Below are 26776 nucleotides of genomic sequence, written 5' to 3' on the forward strand. Positions count from 1 at the left end.
TCTGTGAGGTCTGTGTTCTCTTTGATGAAGCTGGTGTGTTTTCTCTTTTTTCTCTCCGGCCACTCTACGTTTCCCTTGAAGATGCCGATGATTTGACCCGGATCATTCTATTTTCGCGGTTTCTTACCGTGGAGGGGCTGGAATATGAGAATTCACAGACGGGGCAAAACATCCAACAGGTGGGTGCCGGCGCTGCTGGCCCTGCTGGCCGTGGCCGGCACGGTCTTCGGCACGCCGACGAACCCGACCCTTACCCTCACGTCGGATGTCAACGGCGACGGGATCGCGGGCGTCGGCGACACGATCACCATGTCCTGCCGCAGTTCCAACGTGACCGCGGGCGACACCCCCTATGTCGACGCAGGCACCCTCGGGAACTCTCATTTCACCCTCGCGAATGTCGTGTCGACGTTTTACAGCTCCATCTACGGCCCCCTCGCCAAAGGCAGTCTCGACACGGCCTCGTTCAGACCCCGTTTTTTCGATGACACCGGCTTTCTCGATTCGAGTAACGGCATCGCCGTCGATGTCCAGCCCCCGAACTGCCCCCTCGGAATCACGATTCCCAGCTCGTATGCCCATGGCCCCGGCGGCATCTACAAGAAGGGGGACACCCTGTATTTCACCCTTCAATTCGACGATCAGGACGGTATCGCCGGCGGCAACCGCATGCGCGTGTATGCCGACCTAACGACGATCGGCCTCGGCACCAACGTTCCTCTCTCCGGGCCGACTGGGGTCGGCGTCTATACGTTCAACCAAGTGCTTCCTTCGGGCCGCGAACGGATCGCCGACACCCTTTCCGTCCTGGCGGTCGACGACGCCGGCAACAGGTCGACCTACGCCGCGGCGATCAGTTACGACACCCGCGAACCCGAGATCGAATCGGTCACGGCGGTGAACGTTTCCGGAAATCCCGTCGTGAAGATCGGCGACCAGGTCAAGCTGACGGTCGTCATCTCGAACTACGATAACGACAAGGTCACCGCTTCCCAGAGCATCCTGTTCGGCACCTCGAAGCCGGTTCTCACCAAGAAGAGCGGTTCCGTCGGCTCGTCGGCGACCTTCGAATACCAGTTCACCGTCACGGCCGGCACGAACCTCGAAGACACGAACTGGCTCCAGTTCCAGGTCTACGCGAAAGACGACGCGGACAACGAGGTCGAGGGCTGGTCGAATGCCCTCGCCTACGACACGATCGCCCCGGGGTTCCAGAGCGCGATGGTGTCCATCATCGACAAGAATGGGGACGTCAAGCCCTCGAACGTCGCCGTCATCGACGACATGATCCGCTTTTCCGGTGATCTGCAGACCCTGCCCACCGATGTGACGCTCACCGTCGACGTGTCGGGAATCGGCGGCGTCACCAACCAGATCATTCCGACGTCTCCGGCGACGACCACGTTCGGACTCGACTTCAAGATTTTCCAGGGGACCTCGGAGGATTACACCCCGCGGGCCTTCACGATCACCGCAAAAGATAACGGCGGAAATATCGTCTACCAGATCACCATGCCGGTCATCTACGTCGACAACCTGCCGCCGGTTCTTTCCAGTCCGCAGTTGACGAAGATCTCGAGCGGTCTGGCGACGGCAAAGCTGAACGACACCATCGCGATCCAAGTGAACGTCGCGAACGCGGACGGCGGGGAGGTCTGGGTCGACTTCCGGAACATCGGCGGCCTGGCTTCAGATACGCTCAGCAGTGCCGGAGGCTCGACGTATCGTCTTGAAAAGACGGTTCTGGCACCCGTCTCCGGGTATTCTGTCATCGACTCGAGCCGCTCGTTCGTCATATGGGCAAAGGACAACGCGGGAAATGTCGTGCAGATCAATTCTCCCTCCCTGTCCATCGACAACGATCCTCCCGCCTTCACTCTTGCCACCTACACGGTCCAGCCGGACCTGTCGAGCACCCACCCCTACGTCCGGGCGAACGACGTTCTCACGTTCAAGGCGACGCTTGCCGGCTCGACGCTCACGACGCCCCATGATTCCGAAACGGTGACGGTGAACCTGACCGCTCTGGGCGGGAGCGCCAACCAGGCTTTGACGTTCGACGGCGGGGAATACACCTACCAGATGACCGTTCCCGCCGGAACCGTGAACAACACGCGTTCGTTCTCCTTCACCGCAACGGATAACGCCGCGAACACCGACGGACGGAACGTCAGTATCCCGATCGACAACTACAGTCCCGTCGTCGGGCCGATGACGATCACGACGCTCACCGACGTGAACAAGGTCGGGGTGATGAACGTCGGCGACACCTACGCATTCGGCGTTCCGGTCGACGATCCCGACGGCGGAACCTGCACCATCGATCTGTCGATGCTCGGCAGCTCCTCCGTCTCGATCATGACCTACGACCCTGCCCTCAAGCGGTATTACACCACCGTGAACGCCACCGGCACCTCGCTCGAGCAGGCCGGCTACGTCTTCAAAGCCCTCGTGACGGACAAGGCCGGCAACACGATGAGCTCTCTCTCGTCGGCGGCGACGGTAGACTGCGTCATGCCGGTGATCTACTCGGCCAACGCCACGTTCCAGGACCTCGTCGGCAGTTCGACCTGCGCCAACATCGGCGACAAGGTAACTATTACTGCCAATATAGAATTGACCCGTCTCGACAACGGCACGCCGAAGGTGAATCTCACGTCGCTCGGCGGCGCGGCCGCACAGACCCTGTATGACGACGGCGTTCACGACGACGGCGGCGCGGGCGACGGCCTGTTCGGCTATACGCACACGGTCGCGGCCGGCACCACAAACGGCGCCTGGACGACGTTCACCGTCGAGCTGACGGACGACGCCGGAAACCGCGCCCAGATGACCGCTCCCGAGACCATCTACGTCGACAACCAGCCGCTGACGATCACCTCGTTCATCGCGTCCCAGACGTTCGATAACAATGCGAATACGATCGTCGACCTCGACGGCGTGTATACGACGTATCCGATCGTTTCGACCGACTCAGTGCGGCTTACCGTGAGGGTGACCGGCGCCGCGAACGATCTGGGCACCCTGACCGTCGACCTGACGCCGCTCGGCATTCAGAACACCGAGTTTCAGATGACGCCGACCGCCGTGACGGGGGGCTGGACGTTCACGCAGGAGTTCATGCCAATCCCCGGCACGACCAACAGGCAGTCGGTGAATTTTTCCATCAAGCTTACCGACCGGAACGGGAACGAGATCACGACCCAGAGTTCGCCGGCCATCATGGTCGACAACCTGCCGCCGACCCTGATCGTCTACCCGATCAGCTTCGTCGTCGACAACGGGAGGCTCAACGAGGCCAACGAAGGTGACGTCCTGAGAATCAAGGTTCGCGTCAACAACCACGACGGCATTCTGCCGATGATCGACTTCACGAACCTGTATTACGACAACGGCCTGACGCCGCCATCGCCGACCCTCTTCCCGCCGACGGGCGGCCCGAACGAGTATTCCTACGACTGGACCGTTCCGTCGGGCCTTGGCACGACGGCATCGCTGACGATCCTGGCATACGACAGTTCGGCCAACATGACCTACGGCTACACCAACAGCGTGCGGTTCCTTTCGCGCGTGCCCACGTTCAAATCGTATCCGTCGACGCGCGTCGAACTCTCCCAGGACCGCATTCCAACGGGGTATCCAAACAGGATCGCGAACCCGCCGAACGGTTACAATGCGCCGACCGGCGATGAACTGACCTTCACGGCGGTTCTCGGCACGGTCTACAACACGGCCAATTCGCCGCCGGCGACGGTCCTCGTCGATATCCGCTCCATCGTCAGCAGCACGGATGACGATTTTGACCTTGCCTACGCCGACGGCGACATCAACACCTACTGGTATCCGCTGACCTACCGTTCTTCCATCAGCGGAGGCGGCAACTATGTCTATAGCGCATCATATACTGTCGAAGCCGGCAGTTTCGACATCCCGACGGCCAGCTTCGCCGTCCGGGTTCTGCACCCCGACGTCAACTCGATCGTCATGGCCTCGGCCACGATGCAGTGTAACCCCCTCTCGAAGTTCGGCATCGACACCCAGATCCCGACCATCCAGAGCCAGGGTCTCGATATCGTGAGCGAAAACGGCGACAACGTCGCCTCCGGCCTCGTGAACATCGGCGATATCCTGAGCGTCTGGGCGGAGATCAACAATTTCCCGGACTATTATTCGCCGGCCTCCGTAACGGCGAAGATCGCCCTCACCGGGAACCCGAACCCGTTCCTGTCCGTTCCGCTGACCCGCGTCGGCACATCCCAGATCTGGTCCGCGAACTTCAGCGTCGCGACAGCGACGATGCAGAACTGGCCGGAAGTGGGCGGTTTCATCGACGCGACGGTCATCGTCAACGACGATGCGGCGAACTACGCGGCCCGGACCCAGCCATCGACGTTCACCGTCGACAACACCCCGCCGGTCATCGAATCGGCCGCCATCACGGTGAACAACACCAGCCCGTTCGCGAGCCCCGACCAGCCGGAAGTCAGATATGCGAACGTCGGCGACGGGTATGAAACTTCAGGCGACGGCATCCCGGCCGACCGTCTGATCGCATCGGTCACCATGTCGCCGACGGCCATGGGCGACATGGCCTGGATCGACCTGTCACCCATTCAGGGGACATCGACCTACAGCCTTTCCTCCCTCGCCGGCACATTCAATAACATTCGTTATACTACTCTGCCGGGCTACTCGATCGCGACCGCCGTGATGGATCTCGCGACGCTGACGTTCAACATCCACGTCCGCGACAACGCCGGCAACAGGGCGCAGACGACCGCCGACGTGGCGATCGACACAACGAGGCCGCGCCTCATGGAAGCGACGTATGACGGATTCCTGCTGTCGCTGAGGTTCAGCGAGACCATCAAGCTGAATCCGACCACGTTCAACCCGACCTTCATTCGCGTGGGAAAAACGGGCAACCTGACCCAGGCGAACACCGTCGGCAACAATCCGAGCGCGCTGAATCTCACGGCGGACGACCTGGTCTCGACCATGAACGACTCGAACATCATCGACATTTTCGTGTCCTCCTCGACGCAGGCGAAAATCGCGGACTGGGGCAGTACGACGCTCTACATCGCCATGGGCCATCTCGAGGACACGGTTTCCGGGGAAGCTCCGGAAGGCGCGCGTGACGCGTTTATCGGCCGCGACCTGGCCGGCAACTGGATCGTGCCTCTACCGCGCGCATCCACGACCCGCATCACCATTCCCAGCACCTATACGACCAGGCCGAAACTGGTCGGCGGTTCGTGCGTCATCAATTCGGAAACGGATGCCACCCTCGCCCTGAATTTCGACAAGGACATGAACCTCAACACGATCGATACGACCACCCTGGAACAGCTCGCCATCTGGCGAAACCGCGGTTTCAACCAGGAGGATTACGCGAACCGGTACCGGTTCCGCCAGTCCGTAAGCAGTGAAACGATCAACATGGACTTCTCGACGTCCCGGGTCGTCACCCTGAAACTCGCTCCGGAAACGATCGACTGGCTCGCACTCCAGTATACGAAGACGGCGGGGTTCATCAACCTGGCCGTCAACGATCCGCTGCCCACCAACACGAACTTCAACATTCCGAACACGGTTCCGCCGCTGATCCGAGATCAGGAAGGAAACCGCATTCAGGGGATCGCGCCGTCCGTCGCAACCATGGCCGTGATGACGCCGCTCAACTCGATGTTCTCGATCAACACCGCCTCGCTCACCTCGAGCGGGACGCAGACCCTGCTGAAGATCGATTTCAACGCGGCGACCTCGCGCCGGGCACGCCTCTACACCGACAACTTCACGTCGGACGCGAATCGCGTCATCCTGCCCTGCACCTCGCCCGTCAGCTTCCAGAAGATCTATCTCGCGAAGAACGCCAATCTCACCGGCGGCTCTTTCCCGCTGACGTCCGCCTACGTCGACTATGCCCAGTTCAACGGATTGAATCCGCAGTATGCCTCGACGACGGTAGCGATCCCTCTCAACGAAAGCGCTCTGCAGACCATCCTTTCCTGGGGGAACAGGCAGTTGTATATCGCCTGCGAGCAGGGCTCCTTCGTCGACCTGTGGGGGAACGAATCAGCCAGTTATAAAAATGCCGACAACACGGCCAAGCCGATCACCTTCGACCCGACCGGCACGTCGGCGCAACCGCCCAGGATCTTCTCCGTCGCGGTGGCGCCGGTCGTGGCGAACCATCCGAGCAATACCAACATCCAGCTCGTGAAGGGCCCGGTCGCGGGCGGCCTGACCTATGAAGTCGCGTTCGAAACCGCGACGATCAGCAACAACCTGCGCCTTCCGATCGACCAGAGCATCACGCCGAAACTCGAACTGCGCGATCCGTCGAACGGCCTGATCGATCAGGCGACCTTCATCGGCTGGACGACGCATCAGATGGATGCCATCTCGCGGACGGTCGCCAAGTTCCAGAACTCGAACGCGTTCGCCAACGGCGCCCTGCAGCGCGCATCCTGCACCGTCGTGGTCTCGAACTTCCGCGATCTCTTCGAACCGACCGGTGTCACCCATACCGAAAACGCGACCCAGGTCTTCGATCTGTCGATGAAATCGACCTCGGCCGACGGCTTCGCGGGAACCGCAAGCCGGACGTTCGTAGTCGACAACCAGCCGCCGAAGCTCGCCCAGATCGATCCGAACAACGCCACCCTCGGCATCACAGCCGCCGAAGCGGCCTCCTTCACGCTGACATTCGACGAGGCGATGAACGCCGAAGTCGGGTATCTCCCCAGCGCCTACCTCAAGAGCGGCGGCTCCTCGATCACCCTGAAGTGCACCGGGGCCGTCGATGGACCCGCGAACCGCTCGTTCCGGTTCGTGAACGCGCAGGCCATCAGCGGCATCGAAGGCACCTTCCAGTTCTACGTCTCATCGGCCCTCGACGAGGCCGGCAACGCCTACGCAACCACCAGCACGGGAACCGGAACCGTCACGATCAGGGCAAAAGGCCCCGTCCTCGCCAAGTATGAGGTCAGATCATCGCAGGAAACAACCGGGAAGAGCGGCATCGGCTTGGATTACAGCCCCTTTGCGACCCTGACCGGTCAGGCCGGCAACCTCGCGACAATCAGTGTCTTCTTCTCGACCGGAACCGCAGGCGATCCCTACTGGCTGCACCTGGTCCAGAACGGCGTCACCGTGGCCAGCCGGTCGTTCACGCCCACCGTCACGGGCGACGGACTCGTCGGCGTGGTGACCTGGGACGGCCGCCAGAAGACGACCGATGCCCAGCCGATCGACGGTCGGTATACCTACGAACTGCGCGTCTACGACAATTTCTTCAATGAAGCCAGCATCAGAGGCACACTCGTCTACGACTCGAAGGCTCCCCAGATGTCGCAGTGGAAGATCAGTCACGGAGGTCCCGCACGCACCGGCGACACGATGACCTTCTTCAATCCGCAGATTCATTCATATGTGAAAATCGACGCCATCGGTGCGGTCGACGGAGGCGCCGTCTATCTGCGCACGATTCCGCTGGATGCCGCCCAGAGCACCGCCACCCAGACGTATGCGATGTCGCCCCTGAGTCCGAGCGGAAAAACCCTCTCGTTCAGCGGACGCACGACCGACAACAGCGCCTTCCTGCTCGACGGCGAATACTGGCTGCACCTCGCAGATGCCGCCGGCAACATTCTCGCCACGCCATTTACGCGCCTGTTCATCGATACCGTCGGGCCGAACATCGCCAGCATCAGCATGGCCCTGACGGGCGGCCAGCCCGTGACAAACAGGTATAATCCCCGCGTTGACAGCCTGGTCATATTCCTGACGACGGATGACGTTCCCGACGTCAGCAGCGGTCCGGCCTATATACGCATCAAGCAAGGTTCGACGATCATTCGCGATCTCGAGCTGCCTCCTCCGACCGGCGCCAATTACAGCGTCACGTGGGACGGCAAGAAGGCCCCGCCCAGTTCGGAATATGTCGGCGAAGGCCAGTATCAGATCACGGTGATCGACAGGGCCGAAAACCAGGGCGTGAACGGCGGAACGGTCTATTCCGTTCCTCTCGACGTCATCACGTCGGACTTCAAGTTCACAGCCGTGAAGCAGACCAGTCCGACGACCCTCCTGCTGACATTCTCGCACGACGTCGATCCGACGCGGGCCGAAACGGCAAATAATGGGCAGTATGTTCTCTCGACGAATCCCGGAGTCGATCCCGGTGTGTATCCGACGTCGGCCAATGCCAACGGGAAGACGGTCACCCTCACCTTCGGATCGGTTTTCACACATAGCACAACCTATACAATGATTGTCGCAAGCGCCACGAGTCTCGACGGATACCAGTTCGAGACGCCGCAGAGCCTCACGTTCACCGCCGACGGCCGGGGTCCGCAGCTGTCACAGGTGACGTTCGACGGCGTGGCCAACGCCCAGGAGTTCAACGTCGTGTTCGACGAGGTCGTGAACGCGACCACGGCGACCACGTTGTCGAACTACACGCTGACGGCATCGGGGGCGACGGTCGATCTCGACCCGAGCCGGATCTTCGTGCGGGCCGACAACCGGTCGGTGCGCCTGAAAGCCCTCTCTACCGCGCATATCAAGGAAGGAATCCTGTATTCGCTGACGGCCCGGAACATCAGCGACACGATCGGAAACGTCGTCACGACCCAGTCCGTCGAGTTTGAGGGCCGCGACGTGACTCCGCCGGCGATCCGCGACAACATCTTCGTCTTCAGCAACCCGGCGAACCCGCTCGACATCACGATCGTGGTCCAGAGCAACGAGACGCTGTCGGAAGCGCCGACGGCGGCGGTCAGCCAGGACGGCGGTACGGCCCAGACGATCAAGCTCCAGGGCAGCAGCAGCAATCCGAAACTGTACATGGGCGGCGTCCACCTCGCCAAGGCCGGCACGGCCTCGATCAAGGTCACGGCGACCGACATGTCCGGCAACAAGGCGGTCGAGACCGTCAGCTTCGCCACAGCCTACGTCAACGCAAACGTTCTCGCCTCGGTCAGCACGCCGGACAAGGCGTTCACAGCCGAGTTCGCGCCGGGCAGTCTGAAGGCAGACAGCATCGTCGCCGTCATCCCGACGCCGCTCTCGAAGCAGGCCGCGACGGCTTCGGTCCGCGGCGGCATCCGTCCGTCGTTCCTGGCGGGCATGCCGACGGCCGACAAGCAATCGCTGAGATTCGCAACGGTCGGCGGGGAGGCTTCCGAAGAGCTGAGCCCGGTGCAGGTCGGCTACACGGTAACGATCCCGACAGGTCGGCTCTCCAGTTCCTATAAGGTTTCCATGGCATTACCCGGCGGCGTCCTTCCGGCCGGTTCGGGACTGTATAAAGCCTCCGACGACGGGAAATGGGCGGCGGTGGAGGCGGTCGTGAAGAACGGTCGCATCGACGCTTCCGTTTCCAGCGCCGGCACCTTTGCCCTGTTGCGCGACACGATGGCCCCGCGCGCAAGCATGCTGACGAAGATCGAGCAGGGAACGGCGCTCCGCAGCGAACGACCGACGTTCGAATGGAGCATCGTCGAGGAGGGCTCGGGCATCACCGACGCCGGCGTGAAGGTCTTCATCGATGAGATCGAGACATCCGGCCGGATCACCCTGGATGCCGGGAAGGCCTCGTTCACGCCGTTCGACCGGCTGATCGACGGCGAACACACGATCGTGTTGAAGGCGAAGGACATCGCCGGAAACGAGCGCGTGCTGCCCGCCGTGCGGTTCCAGGTCCAGCCGGCGCTGCAGGTGTTCGAGATCGTCCAGTATCCGAACCCGGCCCGCAGCCGCGCGACTCTGCGCGTCGCCACGAACCGCAACGACATCGACACGGACGATCTCGAAGTGGTCATCTACGACATCTCGGGCGACCGCGTCGCGGGCGAGGGCGAGTTGAGCGTCGTGAAGCGCCTCGACGGCGCGCGCCGGGTCGTCGACATGGCCTGGGACCTGCGGAACCGCGACGGCCGGAAGGTCGGAAACGGGGTTTATATCGCCAAGATCAAGCTTCGCGATCCTGACACGGGCAAGACCACCAAGGTCACCCACAAGATCGCGGTGTTGAGGTAGAACGGAGAACCGCCATGAACAGAAAATTCCTGGTTCTGATGATCATCGGCAGTATCATTCTCGTCGCCAGCGGCTGCGGCGGCGGGGGCGGAGGGAGCGGTCGCTACACCCTTCCCGGCGAGATCCCGACACCGGGAACTGGCGGTGGAGGCGGCGGGGGCGGAGGAACGACGGAAACCGATCCCGACTCGCTGATCGCCTCGGCCTGGGAAGATTACAAATACGGCGCCTACAGCAGCGCCATCGGCAAGTTCAACCAGGTGCTCTCACTGACCGGCGTCACCGAAAGTCAGAAGGCGGAGGCCTATAACGGCCTCGGCTGGTCGCTGACGAAGTCATCGGGCGTCAGTTCGGCCATCTCGGCGTTCACGCAGGGTGCCTCGCTGAGCAACGAGTCGAAAATCGGTCTCGCAGCCGCGCTCATTCAGCGCGGGGAGGCCAACAGTCTTCCGAACGCAATTCAGGCGATCCGCAACGCGGGCATCGTGAGCACGAGTTCGAAGTTCACGCCCCGGGTCGATCATCCGATCGGGATCAGCAACGCGGAGGTTCATGCCATGCTCGCGTTCTGCTACTTCTGGACCGGGGACAAGACGAGCGCGGCCTCGCACCTGACCCAGGCCCACCAGGAAGACCCGGCTTCCGGCAGCCCGACCGACCAGATTTACCAGACGCTCGTCCGGCTCGGGGTATATGCTACCGATTGATATACACTAATTACTACACAAATGCGCCCAGGCAATGCCGGGGCGTTTTTCTTTTCGGCCGGTGACGGGGCGGGGTTCAACCCCGCCCCTGCAACATGCAGGGAATACCGAATTGAACCGGAGTTGAGCGATTTTGAAAATATTTTCGAAAAAGCATTCGGGAAACGACGGTTTTGGCCGAAAGGGGTTGATGAGCAGTCTCATCGTTTGCCAAGGGGGAATCATATGAGTATGATCCGCAAACTTCTCCTCCTCACGGCGCTGGCCGCAGTGACAACCGCGCCGGCGTTCGCAGAATCGGCCGGTCGGGCCGGAGCGTTTCTCAAGATGGGCGTCGGCGCCCGCGCGCTCGGCATGGGCAGCGCTTTCACGGCGATCGCCGACGACTCGACGGCGGCGTTCTGGAACCCCGCCGGCCTCGCGACGCTCGAAAAGTCCGAAGCGTCCTTCATGCACGCCAAGCTGACGCTCGACCGCACGTACAACTTCCTCAACTACGCCCATGTCATGAAGGACAAGGACGGGAAGAAGAAATACACGGTCGCCCTGTCGCACATCCGGTTCGGTATCGACGGCATTCCTGAAACGCGTCTGGCGCTCGACGGCCGCGGGAACCCCGACACGACCGGAACGGGCGTCTACGTTCCCGGCAATCCTGTGTATATCTACAGTTATTTTGATGACACCGAGTCGGCCACGTTCGGCACATACGCCCGCAAACTCTCCGACAAGCTGTACGGCGGCGTGAACGTGAAACGGCTGAACCAGGACCTGTTCACCAATTCGGCCGACAGCTGGGGCATCGATCTCGGCTTCCTGTACAAGGCCACCGACAAGGGTACCGTTGGTCTTTCGATCCGTGACATCGGCGAAAGCCTCAAATGGGACACCGACAGCGGTCATTCCGACACCGTTCCGATCACCACCACGATCGGCGGCGCCTACAAGACGTCCGACCGCATGACGGTCGCCGTCGACCTGAACAAGGTCGAGGACCTCGACGCGAAGTTCCGGGCTGGCACCGAGTATTGGCTGAACGACAATGCCGCGGTCCGTATGGGCACCCAGGCAGGAGACTTGACGCTGGGCGCCAGCTTCAAGCTGGATACGTGGCGGTTCGACTACTCGTACGTCGACGAGACGCTCGGCGAGGCGCACCGTATGTCGGCCTCGAAACAGTTCTGAGGCGGAAACCGGATTCAACGATTTTTTCAAGGACGATCGGGAACAATCCCGGTCGTCCTTGGTTCGTCTTGGGCAAAATATCTCAAGGGGGCGACTCTGGGCGGGTTTGAAACCCGTCCCTAGATCATCTTTCTCGGGTTTCAACTTCGAACTTCTTCGAAGTTGCATCTTCGAAGAAAATGCTGTAAGGTGGTCACGCTCGGAGTTGAGCATCCCGGGAGGAAACGTATGGAATTGAAAATCGACTTAAAGCCCAAGGCTGACGGCGTCATGCTTATCGTACTTCGCGGCGAGATCGGTACCGAAACGGTCAACGATTTCAAGGACAAGATCGACCAGATCGTCGCCGAGGGGCAATCCAAGCTGATCATGGATTTCCAGGAAGTGAACTACCTGAACAGCATGGGGCTCGGCGTCGTCGCGGCAACCCTAAAGAAGGTCAAAAAGTCCAAGGGCGACCTCAAGCTGATCCGTCTCTCCCCGGCGGTCCAGGAACTCTTCGAGCTGACCCGGCTCACCAAGGTCTTCGAGATTTTCGAAACCGAGGAAGAAGCGGTAAAAAGCTTCTCCTAAGCATCCCACCGGCCCCGGCACCCGCCGGGGCCTTCGTGTCAATGGACATCACCTCCCGCACGCGATTATTCGGGCTCCTCGGAGATCCGGTCGGTCATTCCATCAGCCCGGCCCTTTGGAACGCCGCCTTCGCGGCATCGGGAATCGATGCCGCGTATCTCGCCTTCACCGTTACCGCCGACCGTCTCGAGTCGGCCGTGCATGGTCTCCGGGACATCGGCGCCGGCGGCTTGAACGTCACCAGGCCTCACAAGGAAACCGCCTTCCGCCTCTGCACCCGTTATCACGGGGCTGCGGCCGCGATCGGGGCCGTCAACACCCTCTGGTTTCCCGACGAGAGAGAAATCATGGGGGCCAATACGGATGCGGACTCCTTTTTCGATCTGCTTGAAAACGGGCTTCCCCCGTTCGAACGGGCGCTTCTTCTCGGGGCCGGCGGGGCTGCCAGGGCGGTTCTCTGGGCCTTTTGCCAAAGAGCGATTCCCGTGGTATATTGGGCCAACCGGACCCGATCGCGCCTGAAAACGTGTTTCCCGACCGGAACAACCGACGTGGTCCCCACGTCCTGGGAGGAAAGATCCCTATCGGATGCCGTTCATTGTGCCGATATTATTGTGAATGCCACCCCTCTCGGCTGGCATCATGATGATCACCTTGATGTGCTGAACGAAATCGACGGAGCCAGAACCGTGTACATCGACCTGAACTACGAGCCCTCCTCCCGCCTGCTGAAAGCCGCGCGGGATACCGGGGCCCGCGTCATCGACGGTTCCGAGATACTGATTCGTCAGGGTGCGGCGGCATACAAACTCGTCACGGGGCAGCCGGCCCCCGAGTCTGTCATGCGGCGCGCCGTCATGAACCTCATCCGCGGATAGGAAGGAACTGCAGGAATGACTGACATCCAGCATGCGGCGAAGAAGATGCGCCTGGGCGATGCGCTCATCTCCGAAGGCCTCATCAACGAAGAACAGCTGCAACAGGCCCTCGCGCTCCAGAAGAAGAGCGGCAAGCGCCTGGGCGCCGTGCTGGTCGAAATGCATCTCGTCACCGAGCATGACATCGTCCAGATTCTTTCCAAGCAGCTCAAGATTCCGTATATCGACCTTTCGAACTACCTGATCGACCCGGTCATCGCGAAGCTCGTTCCCGAGCACATCGCCAAGCGGCACATGCTGATCCCGATCAACAAGGTCGGAAACAAGCTGACCGTGGCGATGGTCGACCCGCTGAACATCATCGCGATCGACGACATCCAGCTGATGACGGGCCTGATGGTGAAGCCGGTCGTCGCGACCCAGAGCGACATCAACAAGGCCCTGCAGGACGCCTACGGCGCCGTCGCCCAGCAGGACAAACTGATGGGCGAACTCGACGATATCGGCAAGGAAGGCGACGCGGGCGGCGGCGGCGGCGACGATCTCGATCAGCTCGGCGAGCTCGGCGAGAACGACGCCCCGATCATCCGCCTCTGCAACCTCGTCATCTCGCAGGCCGTCCAGAACGGCGTTTCCGACATTCACATCGAACCGTTCGAAAAAGAACTCCGCATCCGCTACCGTCAGGACGGCGTCCTGTTCACGGCGATGTCGCCGCCCAAGAAGGCGACCGCGGCCATCACGTCGCGCATCAAGATCATGTCGTCGCTGAACATCGCCGAAAAGCGCCTTCCCCAGGACGGCCGCATCAAGATCAAGGTGGCGAACCGCATGATCGACCTTCGCGTCTCGATCCTGCCGGTCATCTGGGGCGAGAAGATCGTCATGCGCATTCTCGACCAGACGTCGTTGCGCGTGAACCTCGAGGATCTCGGCTTCGAGCCCGAGACGCTGAAGCGGTTCAAGGCAGGCATCTCCTCTCCCTACGGCATCGCGCTGGTCACCGGCCCCACGGGCTCGGGAAAAACGACGACGCTGTATTCGGCACTCACGTCGCTGAATACGATAGACCGCAATATCATGACGGCCGAAGATCCGGTCGAATACATGCTGCCCGGCATCAACCAGGTGCAGTGCAAACCCGAGATCGGCCTGAACTTCGCGGCCGCCCTGCGCTCCTTCCTCCGCCAGGATCCGAACATCATCATGGTCGGCGAGATCCGCGACTTCGAAACGGCGGAAATCGCGATCAAGGCGTCGATGACGGGCCATCTGGTTCTTTCGACCCTGCACACGAACGATGCCCCTTCGACGATCGGTCGTATCACGAACATGGGTATCGAGCCGTTCATGGTCACCACGTCCGTGCTTCTCGTCCAGGCTCAGCGTCTCGTCCGCAAGATCTGCAAGGACTGCAAATACGAGATCAAGCCGCGCGCGGAACAGATCTCCCAGTTCGGCATCACGCCCGAACTGATGCGCCGCCTCGAACTGCCCCACATCAACGAGAAGAACATGCTGTTCTACAAGGGCAAGGGCTGCGAGACCTGCAACAATTCGGGGAACAAGGGCCGCGTCGGCGTATACGAGGTCATGATCATGTCGGAACGTCTGCGCGACATCATTCTCAACGGCGGTTCCACCGACGATATCCGCAAGCAGGCGATCGACGAGGGCATGCTGTCCCTCCGCGAATCGGCTCTCCGCAAGGCTCTGCTGGGCACCACCTCGATCGAGGAAGTCGTCCGCGTCACGATGGGCGAGCACTGACCGTCCGCATTTTCTATCTTTGATTCTATAGCAAAGAAGTCCTCTCATATAGGAGCATCAGGGAATGTTCGTCCTCAACGATCTTCTGAATCTGGTCATAGAAAACGAGGCCTCGGATCTTCATATCACGGTAGGCACGCCGCCCGTCATCCGAGTCGACGGCGAGCTCGTTCCCACCGACCTGGACGTGCTGACCCCTATGGACACGAGGTCGCTCATCTACAACATGCTGACGGCCGAGCAGCAGAAGGAGTTCGAGGAGAAACTCGAACTCGACCTTTCCTACTCGGTTCACGGGTTCGGCCGGTTCCGCGTCAACGTCTACAAGCAGCGCGGCTGCATCGGGGCGGCGTTCCGCGTCATTCCCACCAAGATTCCGACCATTGAGGAGCTGCGTCTTCCGGCGAAGATCCGCGAGTTCACCAAGCTCCATAAAGGGCTTGTTCTGTTCACGGGCCCTACCGGCTCGGGCAAATCGACGTCGCTCGCCTCCCTGATCAACATCATCAACGAAGAGCAGCGGTGCCACATCATCACGGTCGAAGATCCGATCGAGTATCTGCATTACCACAAGCGGTCGGTCGTCAACCAGCGCGAGCTGGGCATCGACACTCACTCGTTCGGCGAAGCGCTGCGGCACATCCTTCGCGAAGATCCTGACGTCATTCTCGTCGGCGAAATGCGCGATCTCGAAACCGTGAGCACGGCGCTGACGATGGCCGAAACGGGCCACCTCGTCTTCGGCACCCTGCACACCACCGATGCGGCCCAGACCATCAACCGCATCATCGACATCTTCCCGCCGCACCAACAGCCGCAGATCCGCTCGCAGCTGTCGTTCACGCTGCGCGCCGTCGTCGCCCAGCAGCTGCTTCCGATCGCCAGCGGCAAGGGGCGCGTGGTCTGCTGCGAGGTCCTGACAGGCAACCCGGCCGTCGCGAACTGCATCCGCGAACAGAAGATATCGGGGCTGTACACAATCATGCAGACGAGTCAGAACGAAGGGATGATCACCTTCGAGCAATCCCTGCGCGACCTGTACATGCGCGGAGACATCACGCTCGAAGAAGCGATGATCCACACCATGCATCCGAAGGAACTCGAGCGCATGCTGAAGGGATGATCTCCGCTTCTGCCGCGTGTTTATGACGTACCTTGACATCCAGGCGTTCCATTTGTACGCTTAGGTTGGATGAAGTAGAAAAAGAAAGGAGGTGAAAACTATGATGAAGCGACGCGGTTTCACCCTGATTGAACTTATGATCGTTATTGCCATTATCGGTATTCTGGCGGCTATCGCTATCCCGAACTTCCGGAAAGCCCGCGAACAGGCTCGCGAAAAGGCGTGTTACGCGAATATGCGCGTTCTCCTGGGTGCCATCGAAATGTACAACATGGATACCCCGAATATGGAAACGGGCATGTCCGACACCATTATCAACAAGCTTTCCAGCGCGAACTACCTGAAGGGCGGCATCAGCAAGCCCGAGGCTGGTTGCAGCTACGGCGCGTCCGGCGATCTCACCGGCGCAGGCAAGATCAAGTGCAACGTTCACGGCCAGATCGAAGCCAAATGATCCTGTTCGACAAAAAAGGGCGAAAGAAATTTCGCCCTTTTTTTCATGTCGATTTTCCCTCACCGCCCTTTCAAACACGGCGTCCTCTGTGCTAGCCTTTGCACATGCCGGAAATCACCCATGCTGCTCCAGACCTGCTGTTCCCCTTCCTCACGTTTTTCTTTGCGCTGTTCGGCAGCCTGCTCGGCAGCTTCAGCAACGTAGTTATCCTGCGGATGGCCGAAGGGCGGTCGGTCGTGTTTCCACCGTCGTCCTGCCCCCATTGCAAACATCAACTGTCGCCCCTCGATCTCATTCCCGTGTTCGGCTGGCTGCTGCTGCTCGGGAAATGCCGGTACTGCAAAGCGCCGATTTCGTGGCAGTATCCGCTGGTCGAAGCTTCCGCGGCAGCCATCGTTGGAAGCACGTTTGCGGCAAACGGCCTGAACGCCGCGTTTGTCGTGGGCGCTGCATGGTCGATGATCTGGTTCATCGTATCGATCCTGCATCTGCGGCGGGAATGCACCGCACCGGCCCCCTTTCTCTGGCCACTTGCGTACCGACTCGCCCTCGGATACGCCGTTGCTCCCATTCAGCCCCTTGTCTGGGCAGCGGCACTCGGCGGCGGTGCCGTCATGGGGGCCATCATGCGATACCGGCATCCGGCGTCGTCGGCAGTGGCCTGGTTCGGAATAACCGTCGTGAATCTTCTCTCCACGCAGAAGCTCGGAATGGGCTACCTGGCCGCGTTGCCAATCATACTAGTTCTCGCCGCCAGATCCGACGAATCCGCCGTCAGACAGTCGACATACGCGATGTTCGTGTGGAACGTCGCAGGCATCGCCGCCTGCGCATGGTCCGGAAATCCGGGCTGGTGATCAGACCGATATACTCTTGGCTATATATTCCGTCTCGCGCGGTGCGAGATTCTTCTTCAGCCGGCGCATGACATCGCGTCCCCGTTCTCCGGATCGGACAAGGCAGACGAGGGCCGCCTCGCGCACTTCGGTGTCCCGTTCCGAAGCGAGCACCCGCTCCCATGCGCTCGTGCCGCGGTCACCGATGCTGATGTAAACGGCTTCCACGGCACATTTACGCACATAGGGGTCTGGATCATCGAGCCCCCGGAGGATGATCTGGCCGATCCCGTCGCAGCGACACTCACCCAGCCGCAGCAATGCCAAACCTCTGATCCGCGGGTCCCCGTCCTGCACGGCCTGGAACAGCATGTCGGGTTCGCCGATCGCCTGGGGTGATCCGATGCGGACGAGAATGCGGAAAAACGTCTCGTTGTCGGGGCGGGCCGCGCGTGCGATCCGCCGCTTCAGACCTTCCTCCTGTGCGATGAGACACTCTTGGATGAACTCGATCTCGCCGGGAACGGCAGCGATCGACTCGAGCAGCCAACTGGGCCAGTCGCTTGGCTGGAGCGTCGCGAACAGGTCTCTAATGAGCGTACGAGCATCCGGGGAAAACCGGCCGGTCCGGGTCGCATGCTCGACCGCTTTTATGACGGCCTGTTCGATGTCGCTCTTCATGTCGGCTCTTCCGTATTTCGGGACTCGTCTGTTACAATCAACCCTGCGATTTTACCATGAGCCCGGCCCGGGCGCATGAGGCAGCCTCCGTATTCATCGAGACGGCCGCTTGCTGGAAACGTCCGTCGTCGCGGAAAGGGATTGCACGACATCGCGGATAGCCGACGCGATGCAGGCATGGAGAGGACTGAAACGATGTCGAACAGCTTTGGAACGCTTTTTCGGGTGACCACCTGGGGAGAATCACACGGCCCTGCCCTCGGAGCCGTTATCGACGGCTGTCCGGCCGGCATGCCGCTTGATCCGTCGGATCTTCGCGCCCAACTGGAACGGGATGTGCCCGATCGCGAACTCGGAACACCCCGCGGAGAAAGCAACCGTTTCGAGATCCTGTCGGGTGTGTTCGAGGGAAAAACACTCGGCACGCCGATCTCGATCATCATCCGGAACGACGACGCCCGTCCGCTCTCCTACGAAGCCGGCCGGGACACCCTCCGGCCCGGCCACGCCGACTTCACGTGGCTGTGCCGATTCGGTCACACCGACTACCGCGGCGGCTCCCGTTCGTCGGGCCGCGAGTGCATCGCTCGCCTGGCGGCCGGCGCGGTGGCGCGGAAGCTGATCGGCAGCGTGGGCGTCGGATTTTCCGGCTCGATCACGGAACTTGCCGGAGAGCCCGTGACCGACGATGCAAGCCTTTCCCGGGCCCGAGCCAGGGCCCTCGCCCTCGGCGAGCAGGGAGAAAGCACCGGCGGCGTCATCGAAATACGCATCCGGGGCGTTCCCGCCGGCATCGGCCGGCCGGTTTTCGGGAAACTACAGGCCGACCTCGCCCGGGCCTTTCTCTCGATCGGCGGCGTCAAGGGGCTCGAGACGGGCCGCGGCTTCGAGGCCGCCGGCATCACGGGCAGCGAGCACAACGACCCGTTCTTCTTCGACGACAACGGGCATATATATATCGATGGAAATAATTGCGGAGGGATTCTCGGTGGTGTCACGACCGGAACCGAGATCGTCTTCCGGCTCGCCGTCAAGCCAACGCCGACGGTCCAGAAACCTCAGAAGACCGTGAACGTCGCGAGGCACGAAGCAGTGACCATGTCCTATCAGGGCAGGTTCGACAGGAATTTCACACCGCGGGTGATCCCGATCGCCGAAGCGATGGCGTCCTGCGTCCTGGCCGATCATTTCCTTATGTCGGGGGTGCTGCACCCGTGCCGTTTCGATCAGACGACAACGAGCAAAACATCCGGCGGGAACGAGTCCTGTTGATTCCTGCGCACCAAAAGCCAATGTTGCGTTTCCGTTCCTGCCGAGCCGCCTGTCGAAGCACGAAAAGTTCTCACCCTCTTCGGCAGGCTCTGAAAAGACTTCGACAAGCTCAGAGCGAACGGCTGATTTTCATTCTGCAGGAGTCAATCCCAGGAAGCGACACGCATCAGGCCGCTTTGGTATTGTGGCGGATATAATATTCCGCTTCACGGGCGAGATCGGTTTCCGGGGCCAGTTCCGACACGCGGCGGAACCGTTCGAGGCTCGTCGGCATCCCGAGCTCGCGCTCCAACTGACCGAGCCTGAAAAGATCCGTCGGAAGCGGGGCGCCGCAGGCCAGCAGTCTGCTCAGCATCTCGAACTCCCCCTTCGTGTCGCCCAGGGCGCGCAGGACGGCGGCCGCCCCATGCAGGCCCGGCTCGAACGTCTCGATGACCATGAGCGTCTTGCGGTATTCCTCGAGGGCCGATTTCAGGCGGCCCCGTTCGAAGAGGATGTCACCCAGCAAGCGATGTCCCTCGAGATGGCCGGGATGATGCTTGAACATAGTTTCCAAGACGCTCGCCGCCTCGACATACCGACGCTCTTCCTTCAGAATCTCCGCAAGTTCCATCGCATACGAGGCGCGCTCCGGATGCCGGCGGGTAAGGCGGCAGTAGATGTCGCGCGCGGCATCGGCTTCACCGACCTGGCGATACAGCCGGCACATTTCCTCGAGAAGCTCAATGTTGTCGGGCTGGAGTTCGGAAAGGCGCTCCATCATGACCAGCGCCCGGTCAACATCGCCGAGCCGATGATGACAGCGTGCAAGAAGGAGCAGAACCGAGGGATGTTCAGGCAGGCCCCTCAGGGCGGATGTCAGTGAAACGGCGGCCAGCGCGTATTTTCCCTGGCGAAAGAGGCACTGGCCGAGATTGAAATGAGCGTCATGCGCGCTGGGATTCCGCGTCACGATCTGGCGGAACTGCTCCATCGCCTCGTTGAGACGGTCGCGGCGCATGTGAATGACGGCGAGGCCGAACCTGGCCGCTTCGAGATCGGGAGCGGCCTCGATCGCCTTTTCATACTGAGCGGCAGCACCGGCGAAATCCCCGTGACGGCGGAGCAGTTCGCCAAGAGCGAGGCGGATGTCGGCACGGTCGGGAGCGGCATTTGCCGCACGCATCATGAACGTGACCTGCTGCTCCTGGTTTCCCATGAGTTCATGGAGTTTGGCCAGGGCCAGAAAAACGGAGTGAGACTGAGGCTGAAGCTCCTGGGCACGTTCAAGCGCAAACCGCGCCTCGTCGTGATTTCCAAGGCGGGCGAGGCAGAGGCCGAGTTCGATCAGGGCGGCAATCTGTGACGCATCCTGGGCAAGAAGACGACGATATGTCCGGACGGCCTCGTTCAGGGCTCCCTGGCGAACATACAGGCGGCCGAGCTTCTGCAGCAGCCCCAGGTCTCCAGGCACGGCACGGCACTGCTCCTCCATCGAGGCGAGCAGTTCAGGCAAAGCCTTCGGCCGTTCGAGCATGGCACCTCCTCCACACACACGCCATCCGGACGTATTCCGGAACCTGGCGCACCGTGCGCGGGCATTTCGGGAGTCTCAGGTCCTGGGGGATGCGATATCCCGCACGAGCCCCGACTTGTCCGAATCACGGAAAAAAGCGGATCCCATAACCAATACATCGGCACCGGCGTCGATAATCTTTCGCGCTGATTTTCGGTCGACCCCTCCGTCGACCTCGATGAGGGTCTTCGCACCCCGCTCGTCGATGAGCCTGCGGAGCTTCGCGATTTTTTCGATGACCGGTTCGATCATCGCCTGGCCACCGAATCCCGGATTCACCGTCATGATCAGCACCTGATCGCAGACATCCAGCAGATACTCGAGCCCATCGATCGGCGTCTGCGGATTCAGGGAGATTCCAGACGCAGCGCCCAGCTCGCGAATCTGGGCGAGATACCGCTGAGAATGATGGCACGCCTCGAGATGGAACGTGATGCGGTCTGCGCCGGCCTGGCGATAGGCAGCCAGCCACTGGTGTGGGGCTTCGATCATCAGGTGCACGTCGAACGGGAGGCTTGAATGAGGGCGCAGGGCGGAAATCACCGGAGGACCGAACGTGAGATTCGGCACGAAATGGCCATCCATCACGTCGAGGTGCACCCAGTGGGCCCCCGATGCCTCAATGGCGGCAAGACCCTCGTGCAGACGGGAAAAATCGGCAGAAAGAACGGAAGGAGCGACTAAAATCTTGCGATTCATGCGCCGCTCACCAGAAAATCAGCAGGCTGACGAAGAGGGCGAGAAGAAAGCTGCCAATCCCGATCGCGGCATAGGGGTGCCGGATCCACGGCTGTTCCTCTACACCCTGCCAGATTTTTCCGGCCGAACGGCCCTGCGCTTTGTCGCGGCCGCCCTGAAGGAGACGCAGAACGGGTTTTGCCGCGGCCGCCATATCGCCCTGCAACTGCATTTCCTCGGCAGGACAAAGGGCCGAAGCGGGGGTTTCGACAGCATCGGAAGCCACGGCGAGAGCGGCAGTTCCGGCACAGCGGCCGACACGACCGGTCATCGATACCCCTCCAGGAATTGCCTTGAGCGGCACGGACGATACCCCTTCGTCCGCCGCCCGGCCGGCCGATGCACCGACGAAGGACACGGCTGCGCTCGCCGTCGCTGCAACGGACTGCCGGCCCTGCCCCGATGTTCCGGCCGCCATCGCTCCCGACCCGGCAGCTGCCGCAGTCACGGTGGCGGAAGCCCTCCGACCATTTATAGCATCAACTATTTCAGACGCCGTTGAAAGTTTGCGTCGCTTCATCTCGCGTTCGACACGTTCGGCATCACCGGATACGTGCATCAGGTCGGACAGACCTACGAGAAAGGCCGCGTGATCGACAAACCGGTTCCTGACAGTGCGGGTCAGGGTCTTCTCGACGAACTCGGCGACCATCTCGATCTGTTCCGGCGTCAGCTGGGAATGGCGGATCCGAAGAGCCTGGCGCAACTTGTCATCCCAGACTTCGTTGATCCCGCCACGTTTTCGCATCGGCGACTCCCCGGCGATCAGCTCGTATAGGGTCGTTCCGAGAAAGTAGAGATCCGACTGGATCCCGGCCGCCTCGTCCGCGCCCACGCCGACCAGTCGCAGGCGTGGCAGGGAGAAGGAAAGGACCTTGATGAGTCCAGTGTTGGTGCGGATGATGTTCGACAGTTTGATCGAGCGAACGGCAACCCGCTGGTCGCATGCATGCTGCAGAAGAACGGCGAGCTGCTGGACGGCGCGACAGGCATCGAAAAACGACAGGGGTTTCTCGGCGTGAATGCACTCGCGCAGGTCCGTTCCCTCGGTGAACTCGGTCACGGCGAAGGGGCGGCCCTCGTACAGATCGAAGTCGAGCACCGGGACGATCGACGGATGAGAGATGCCGGCGACGAGGCGCACTTCATCGCTGAACGCCTTCACCCGCTCCTGGTTTTCCGCCATTTCTCCGCGCATAAGTTTCACCGCCACGGGCATGCCCGTCTCGACCTCGAGAGCGGAGTAGACCTCGTACATGAGGCTTTCGGCAAGCGACTGACAAATTTCGTATTTTCCGTTTATGGTTTTTCCAATCATCTCTCTGTCTGCCTCCACGGGTCTGCTGGCTTCACATCGGGAAAACGGCTACTGAACGGGACGGTCCTCGATCGGCACATCGTTGATATAGATCTGGACCTTGCTCCCCGGAATACGGGGCACCTCCACCCTGATCTGGTCGAGGGGTTTGTGCGTGCCGGCGTAGACCTGGCGACGGCCCTGGGGCGATACCTGGAAGAATTTCACTTCCTTGGGCATGAAGCCGTCGGGCATGGCGAACATCACGGTTGCATTGTCTGCGGAGGGCGCTGCCGGTTTTTCGCTTTCAGGCCGGTCCGCAGAAGCCGGCGGCAGGGCCTCGGGCGGCACTTCCGGTTCGGGTTCGTCGGCCATGATGATGCGGGGCGGCGGCGGGGCATCCGGTGCCTTGGACGGTTTCGCTGCAGCAGCGGCGGGCTTGCCGGCCGGTTTCGCGGCCACAGGCTGCGCGGGAGCCGGTGCGAGGGAAGGAACGACGTCTGTGAGTTCGAACCGCTTGAACTCTTCCGGCGAGGATGTCTCGGGATCCGCGCCGTTCGAGACCAGCAAGTCAACGGCCATTCCCTCGGTCACCCCTTCATACGGAACCGGTTTGGTAGCGATGACCTGAAGCTTGGGCTTGTTCGGATCGCGTCTGAAGACGATCTTGCCTTCGCGCAAGCCCCAGCTCTGAAGGCTGGTTTTCGCATCGGCAAGCGTTTTTCCGGTCAGGTTGGGAAGCGGGACCCGGTTCTGGCCGGTTCCGAGGCTGATCAGCAGGTTGACGCCTCCCTGTGTTTCGCATTCATTCGAGGGAAGAGGGGACTGGGTGATGACCCGGTCGCGCCGGATCCTGGAGCTGGCCACGAACGAGCGGCTCCCCTCCTTGAGCTGGGCGTTGAGCAGGGCGAGTTCGGCTTCGCGAGGGCTCTTGTCGATGAGATCAGGCACGGCGACCATCTTGCTCCCCATCGATATGGTCAGCAGGATTTTCTTGTTCGGCTTCACACGGGTGCCGGGATCGGGATATTGGGCGATAACATAGTCCTTGGGATAGCGGGGATCGAACTTTTCATCGCGCTTCTCGATGATGAGATCGGCGGGTTTTTCCTTGAAGACAACCAACAGGTGTTTTCCCCGAAAATCCGGCACCTCGACGGTTTCGCCCCTGTTGAAGAACTCGTTCAGCCGGTCCTTCGCGTAGAAGAACCCCGCGATGAGGAAGGCCACGAGAAGACTCATCAGCAGGACCATTTTTACCAGAATGAGGAGGCAGGATTTTTTCTTGGCCATCTGTCACTTCTCCTGCTTTCCGGAAAGCTGCCCGCATGCGGCCAGAATCGTCGACCCGCGCGAGCGGCGCACCGTGACCGGCACACCCGCTTTCTTGAGCACTTTCCGAAACTCTTTTTCAGCGGCCTCGTCAGCCGGTCTGAACGGCGATCCGGGAAATGCGTTGAATCGAAGCAGGTTCACGTGGCACAACAACCCTTCGCAGAACGAGACGAGGTTCAACGCGTCGTTGAGTTGATCGTTCTCCTGCTTGAGCAGAACGACCTCGAACGTCACCCGTCTGCCTGTCCGCTCGATGTATGCTGCAACCGCTTCGCGCAGTTTCGCCAGCGGGTATTTCCGGTTGAGTGGCACCAGCCGGCTGCGCGTCTCGTCGTCGGCGGCGTGCAGGGAAATCGCCAGGTTCACTTCGCCGGGCCGGTCGGCCAGCTCGAGAATGCCGTCCACGACGCCCGATGTCGAGATCGTCAGCCGCCGCGAGGCCAGCCCGAGTCCCTTGGAATCCGTCATCATGTCGATGGCATCGAACAGCGACCGTCGGTTGAGGAAAGGCTCGCCCATGCCCATGAACACGATATTCGTCGGTTTGCGCCGCATGACCCTGATGAGCATGAGCACCTGCAGCATGATCTCGTCACGGGTGAGATGGCGTCGGAAACCGCCGGCGCCGGTCCTGCAGAACACGCAACCCACGGGACAGCCGGCCTGCGTCGAGAGGCAGAACGTCAGCGAGTCGGCTTCATCGTCGGGAAGGGCGACCGCTTCGATGCGTTCGCCGTCAGACAACTCGGCCACGATCTTGACGGTCCCATCGGGGTCGACGAGCCGCTGAGCCTCGCGGGGCAGGATCGAAGGGAAGCGCTCGGCGAGCTTGGCGCGCGTTTCCTTCGAGATATTGGTCATCGCGTCAAACTCGAAGACCTGCTTCTGGAAGATCCATTCCCAGACTTGCCGGGCGCGAAAGCCTTCCAGACCGAGTTTTTTGAGTTCGGCGGCGAATTCGTCAAACGATAATGACAGCAAGGGGCGATCGGACATCATGAGCCTCCAGTCAGATCATCGGCAGAAGGAAGCCAAATCCTGACCCCGGACGACGAAATTCTTTTCGGGCGAACGGGGAAGACCGGCTCAGTGGTAGTTGAACTTGTCGAGCATGTCGCCCATCAACTGGACGAGCGTCAGCAGTTCCTTGGTCGTCGCCACATACTGGCGAATATAGTTCAGCTGTTCGTTCACGGCGCTGGCAACGCGCTTCGTTCCCTCCGACGTGATCTTCGTCGCTCCGGAAATGCTCTCGATGCTCTGCCTGAGCGAATCGATATTCGCCGACTGTTCGCGGCTCGCTTCGCTGATCTCGCGGATCATGCCGTTGACGTTCGTGACCGAGGAGACGATGAGGGTCAGGTTGTTGCCGGCGACGTTGGCGACGTTCACGCCCTCGATGACCTTGGCCGTGCCCTTGTTGATCGTCTGGACGGCCATGCCGGTCTTCTCGAGCATCCCCTTGACCTTCTTGCCGATATCTTCGGCGGCCTCGCCCGACTCTTCGGCCAGCTTGCGCACCTCTTCGGCGACGACGGTGAATCCCTGGCCGTGTTCCCCGGCCCGAGCGGCCTCGATGGCGGCGTTCAGGGCGAGAAGGTTCGTCTGGTAGGCGATGTTGGTGATCGTGTTGACGATTTCGCCGATCTGGATGCTGGCGGAGTTGAGGTTCTCGATGACGTCCTCGAGGGCGAGCACCTCGTCCTTGACCGCCTCCATCGTGCCGATCGTCTCGGTGACGGCTTTTCCGCCGCTGGTCGCGACGTCCGACGCCTCGCCGCTGTTCTGGGCGGCTTTCTGGGAACGATCCGCGATGGTCTGGGCCGAGGTCGAGACTTCCTGGATGCTGGCCGTCGTGTTTTCAAGAGTATTTGCTATATAATTTGAACTTCGGGATATTTCCTGCACGTCGGTGAAGAAGACCCGGACGTTCTCGTCGGAAAAGACGACCATGTTCGTGAGCGGTTCGAGCTTGGCCCGGAGTTCGTTGGCGATGGCCCGCGTTTCACTGAGAACGTTGCGGGAGGTGACGAGAAACCTGTCGAATTCGGCTGCACAGTTGAGCAGGTCTATTTCTTTCGTCTCGACGTCTTCGTTCTTGAAGTGCGAGAGTCGGTCGAGGATATCCTTCAGCGGCGAGAGCACGTATGAGATGAACCCCATGAAAACCGAGACGGCAAGCGGGATGAAGGCGATCGAGGCGATCAGGTAGGCGTTGGACCACCAGGCCAGCCGGCCCAGCCCCTCGTCGAGCTTTTTGAGTTTCTCCTGGGACGAGTCGACGTATTCGATCACGTCGAGCTTCGATTCGGCCTGGCCGGGAAG

The 26776-nt window shown here is 61.0% G+C and carries 17 protein-coding genes; 10 read left to right on the forward strand and 7 right to left on the reverse strand.

What is annotated here, in order from left to right; all coding sequences use genetic code 11:
• Positions 1-144: 144 nt before the first annotated feature.
• The 9 genes from PLU72_02360 to PLU72_02400 all read left to right on the forward strand — a co-directional run bounded on the left by PLU72_02360 (position 145) and on the right by PLU72_02400 (position 17594).
• Positions 145-10047 carry a hypothetical protein gene (locus tag PLU72_02360; GenBank protein ID HOT27002.1) on the forward strand — a complete coding sequence of 3301 codons (9903 nt, stop codon included), beginning with the start codon at positions 145-147 and terminating at the stop codon, positions 10045-10047.
• 14 nt (positions 10048-10061) lie between these two features.
• Entirely contained in the window at positions 10062-10754 is a 693-nt protein-coding gene (locus tag PLU72_02365; protein HOT27003.1) for a hypothetical protein, read from the forward strand.
• A gap of 231 nt (positions 10755-10985) precedes the next feature.
• On the forward strand, positions 10986-11939 hold the full coding sequence (locus PLU72_02370) for a PorV/PorQ family protein (GenBank protein ID HOT27004.1): 954 nt from the start codon (positions 10986-10988) through the stop codon (positions 11937-11939).
• A 228-nt stretch (positions 11940-12167) separates the two neighbouring features.
• Positions 12168-12512, forward strand: coding sequence for an STAS domain-containing protein (locus tag PLU72_02375; GenBank protein ID HOT27005.1), 345 nt, complete (start codon positions 12168-12170; stop codon positions 12510-12512).
• A 41-nt stretch (positions 12513-12553) separates the two neighbouring features.
• Complete coding sequence (locus PLU72_02380) at positions 12554-13390, forward strand: shikimate dehydrogenase (protein ID HOT27006.1); 837 nt, start codon at positions 12554-12556, stop codon at positions 13388-13390.
• Between the two features lie 15 nt (positions 13391-13405).
• Positions 13406-15160 carry a type IV-A pilus assembly ATPase PilB gene (pilB, locus tag PLU72_02385; GenBank protein ID HOT27007.1) on the forward strand — a complete coding sequence of 585 codons (1755 nt, stop codon included), beginning with the start codon at positions 13406-13408 and terminating at the stop codon, positions 15158-15160.
• Positions 15161-15224: 64 nt separating this feature from the next.
• Entirely contained in the window at positions 15225-16283 is a 1059-nt protein-coding gene (locus PLU72_02390) for a type IV pilus twitching motility protein PilT (GenBank protein ID HOT27008.1), read from the forward strand.
• Between the two features lie 100 nt (positions 16284-16383).
• Positions 16384-16737 (forward strand): prepilin-type N-terminal cleavage/methylation domain-containing protein, encoded by a 354-nt coding sequence (locus tag PLU72_02395; protein ID HOT27009.1) that lies wholly within the window; start codon positions 16384-16386, stop codon positions 16735-16737.
• A gap of 104 nt (positions 16738-16841) precedes the next feature.
• Positions 16842-17594, forward strand: a complete 753-nt coding sequence (locus tag PLU72_02400) for a prepilin peptidase (protein ID HOT27010.1) — start codon at positions 16842-16844, stop codon at positions 17592-17594.
• On the opposite strand, the gene PLU72_02405 is transcribed toward PLU72_02400, so the two are convergent.
• The gene (locus PLU72_02405; protein ID HOT27011.1) at positions 17595-18254 is read right to left on the reverse strand and encodes a HEAT repeat domain-containing protein; all 660 of its coding nucleotides are present in this window, start codon (positions 18252-18254) and stop codon (positions 17595-17597) included.
• A gap of 195 nt (positions 18255-18449) precedes the next feature.
• Here PLU72_02405 and aroC point away from each other — a divergent pair, with 195 nt between their 5' ends.
• On the forward strand, positions 18450-19526 hold the full coding sequence (gene aroC / locus PLU72_02410) for a chorismate synthase (GenBank protein HOT27012.1): 1077 nt from the start codon (positions 18450-18452) through the stop codon (positions 19524-19526).
• A 166-nt stretch (positions 19527-19692) separates the two neighbouring features.
• Here aroC and PLU72_02415 read toward each other — a convergent pair whose 3' ends face one another.
• The 6 genes from PLU72_02415 to PLU72_02440 all read right to left on the reverse strand — a co-directional run.
• The gene (locus PLU72_02415; protein HOT27013.1) at positions 19693-21042 is read right to left on the reverse strand and encodes a tetratricopeptide repeat protein; all 1350 of its coding nucleotides are present in this window, start codon (positions 21040-21042) and stop codon (positions 19693-19695) included.
• A 75-nt stretch (positions 21043-21117) separates the two neighbouring features.
• Positions 21118-21780, reverse strand: coding sequence for a ribulose-phosphate 3-epimerase (gene rpe / locus PLU72_02420; protein HOT27014.1), 663 nt, complete (start codon positions 21778-21780; stop codon positions 21118-21120).
• Between the two features lie 7 nt (positions 21781-21787).
• Positions 21788-23137, reverse strand: coding sequence for a protein kinase (locus PLU72_02425; GenBank protein ID HOT27015.1), 1350 nt, complete (start codon positions 23135-23137; stop codon positions 21788-21790).
• 48 nt (positions 23138-23185) lie between these two features.
• A complete protein-coding gene (locus PLU72_02430; GenBank protein ID HOT27016.1) occupies positions 23186-24409 on the reverse strand; it encodes a PASTA domain-containing protein in 1224 nt (407 codons plus the stop codon).
• Between the two features lie 3 nt (positions 24410-24412).
• Positions 24413-25450: a 23S rRNA (adenine(2503)-C(2))-methyltransferase RlmN gene (rlmN, locus tag PLU72_02435; GenBank protein HOT27017.1), complete on the reverse strand. Its 1038-nt coding sequence runs from the start codon at positions 25448-25450 to the stop codon at positions 24413-24415.
• An 87-nt stretch (positions 25451-25537) separates the two neighbouring features.
• Positions 25538-26776, reverse strand: a 1239-nt coding sequence (locus PLU72_02440; GenBank protein HOT27018.1) for a methyl-accepting chemotaxis protein, incomplete at its 5' end; no start/stop codon positions are given.

Source organism: Candidatus Ozemobacteraceae bacterium (assembly GCA_035373905.1).
In the GTDB taxonomy this organism is placed as follows: Bacteria; Muiribacteriota; Ozemobacteria; order Ozemobacterales; family Ozemobacteraceae; genus MWAR01.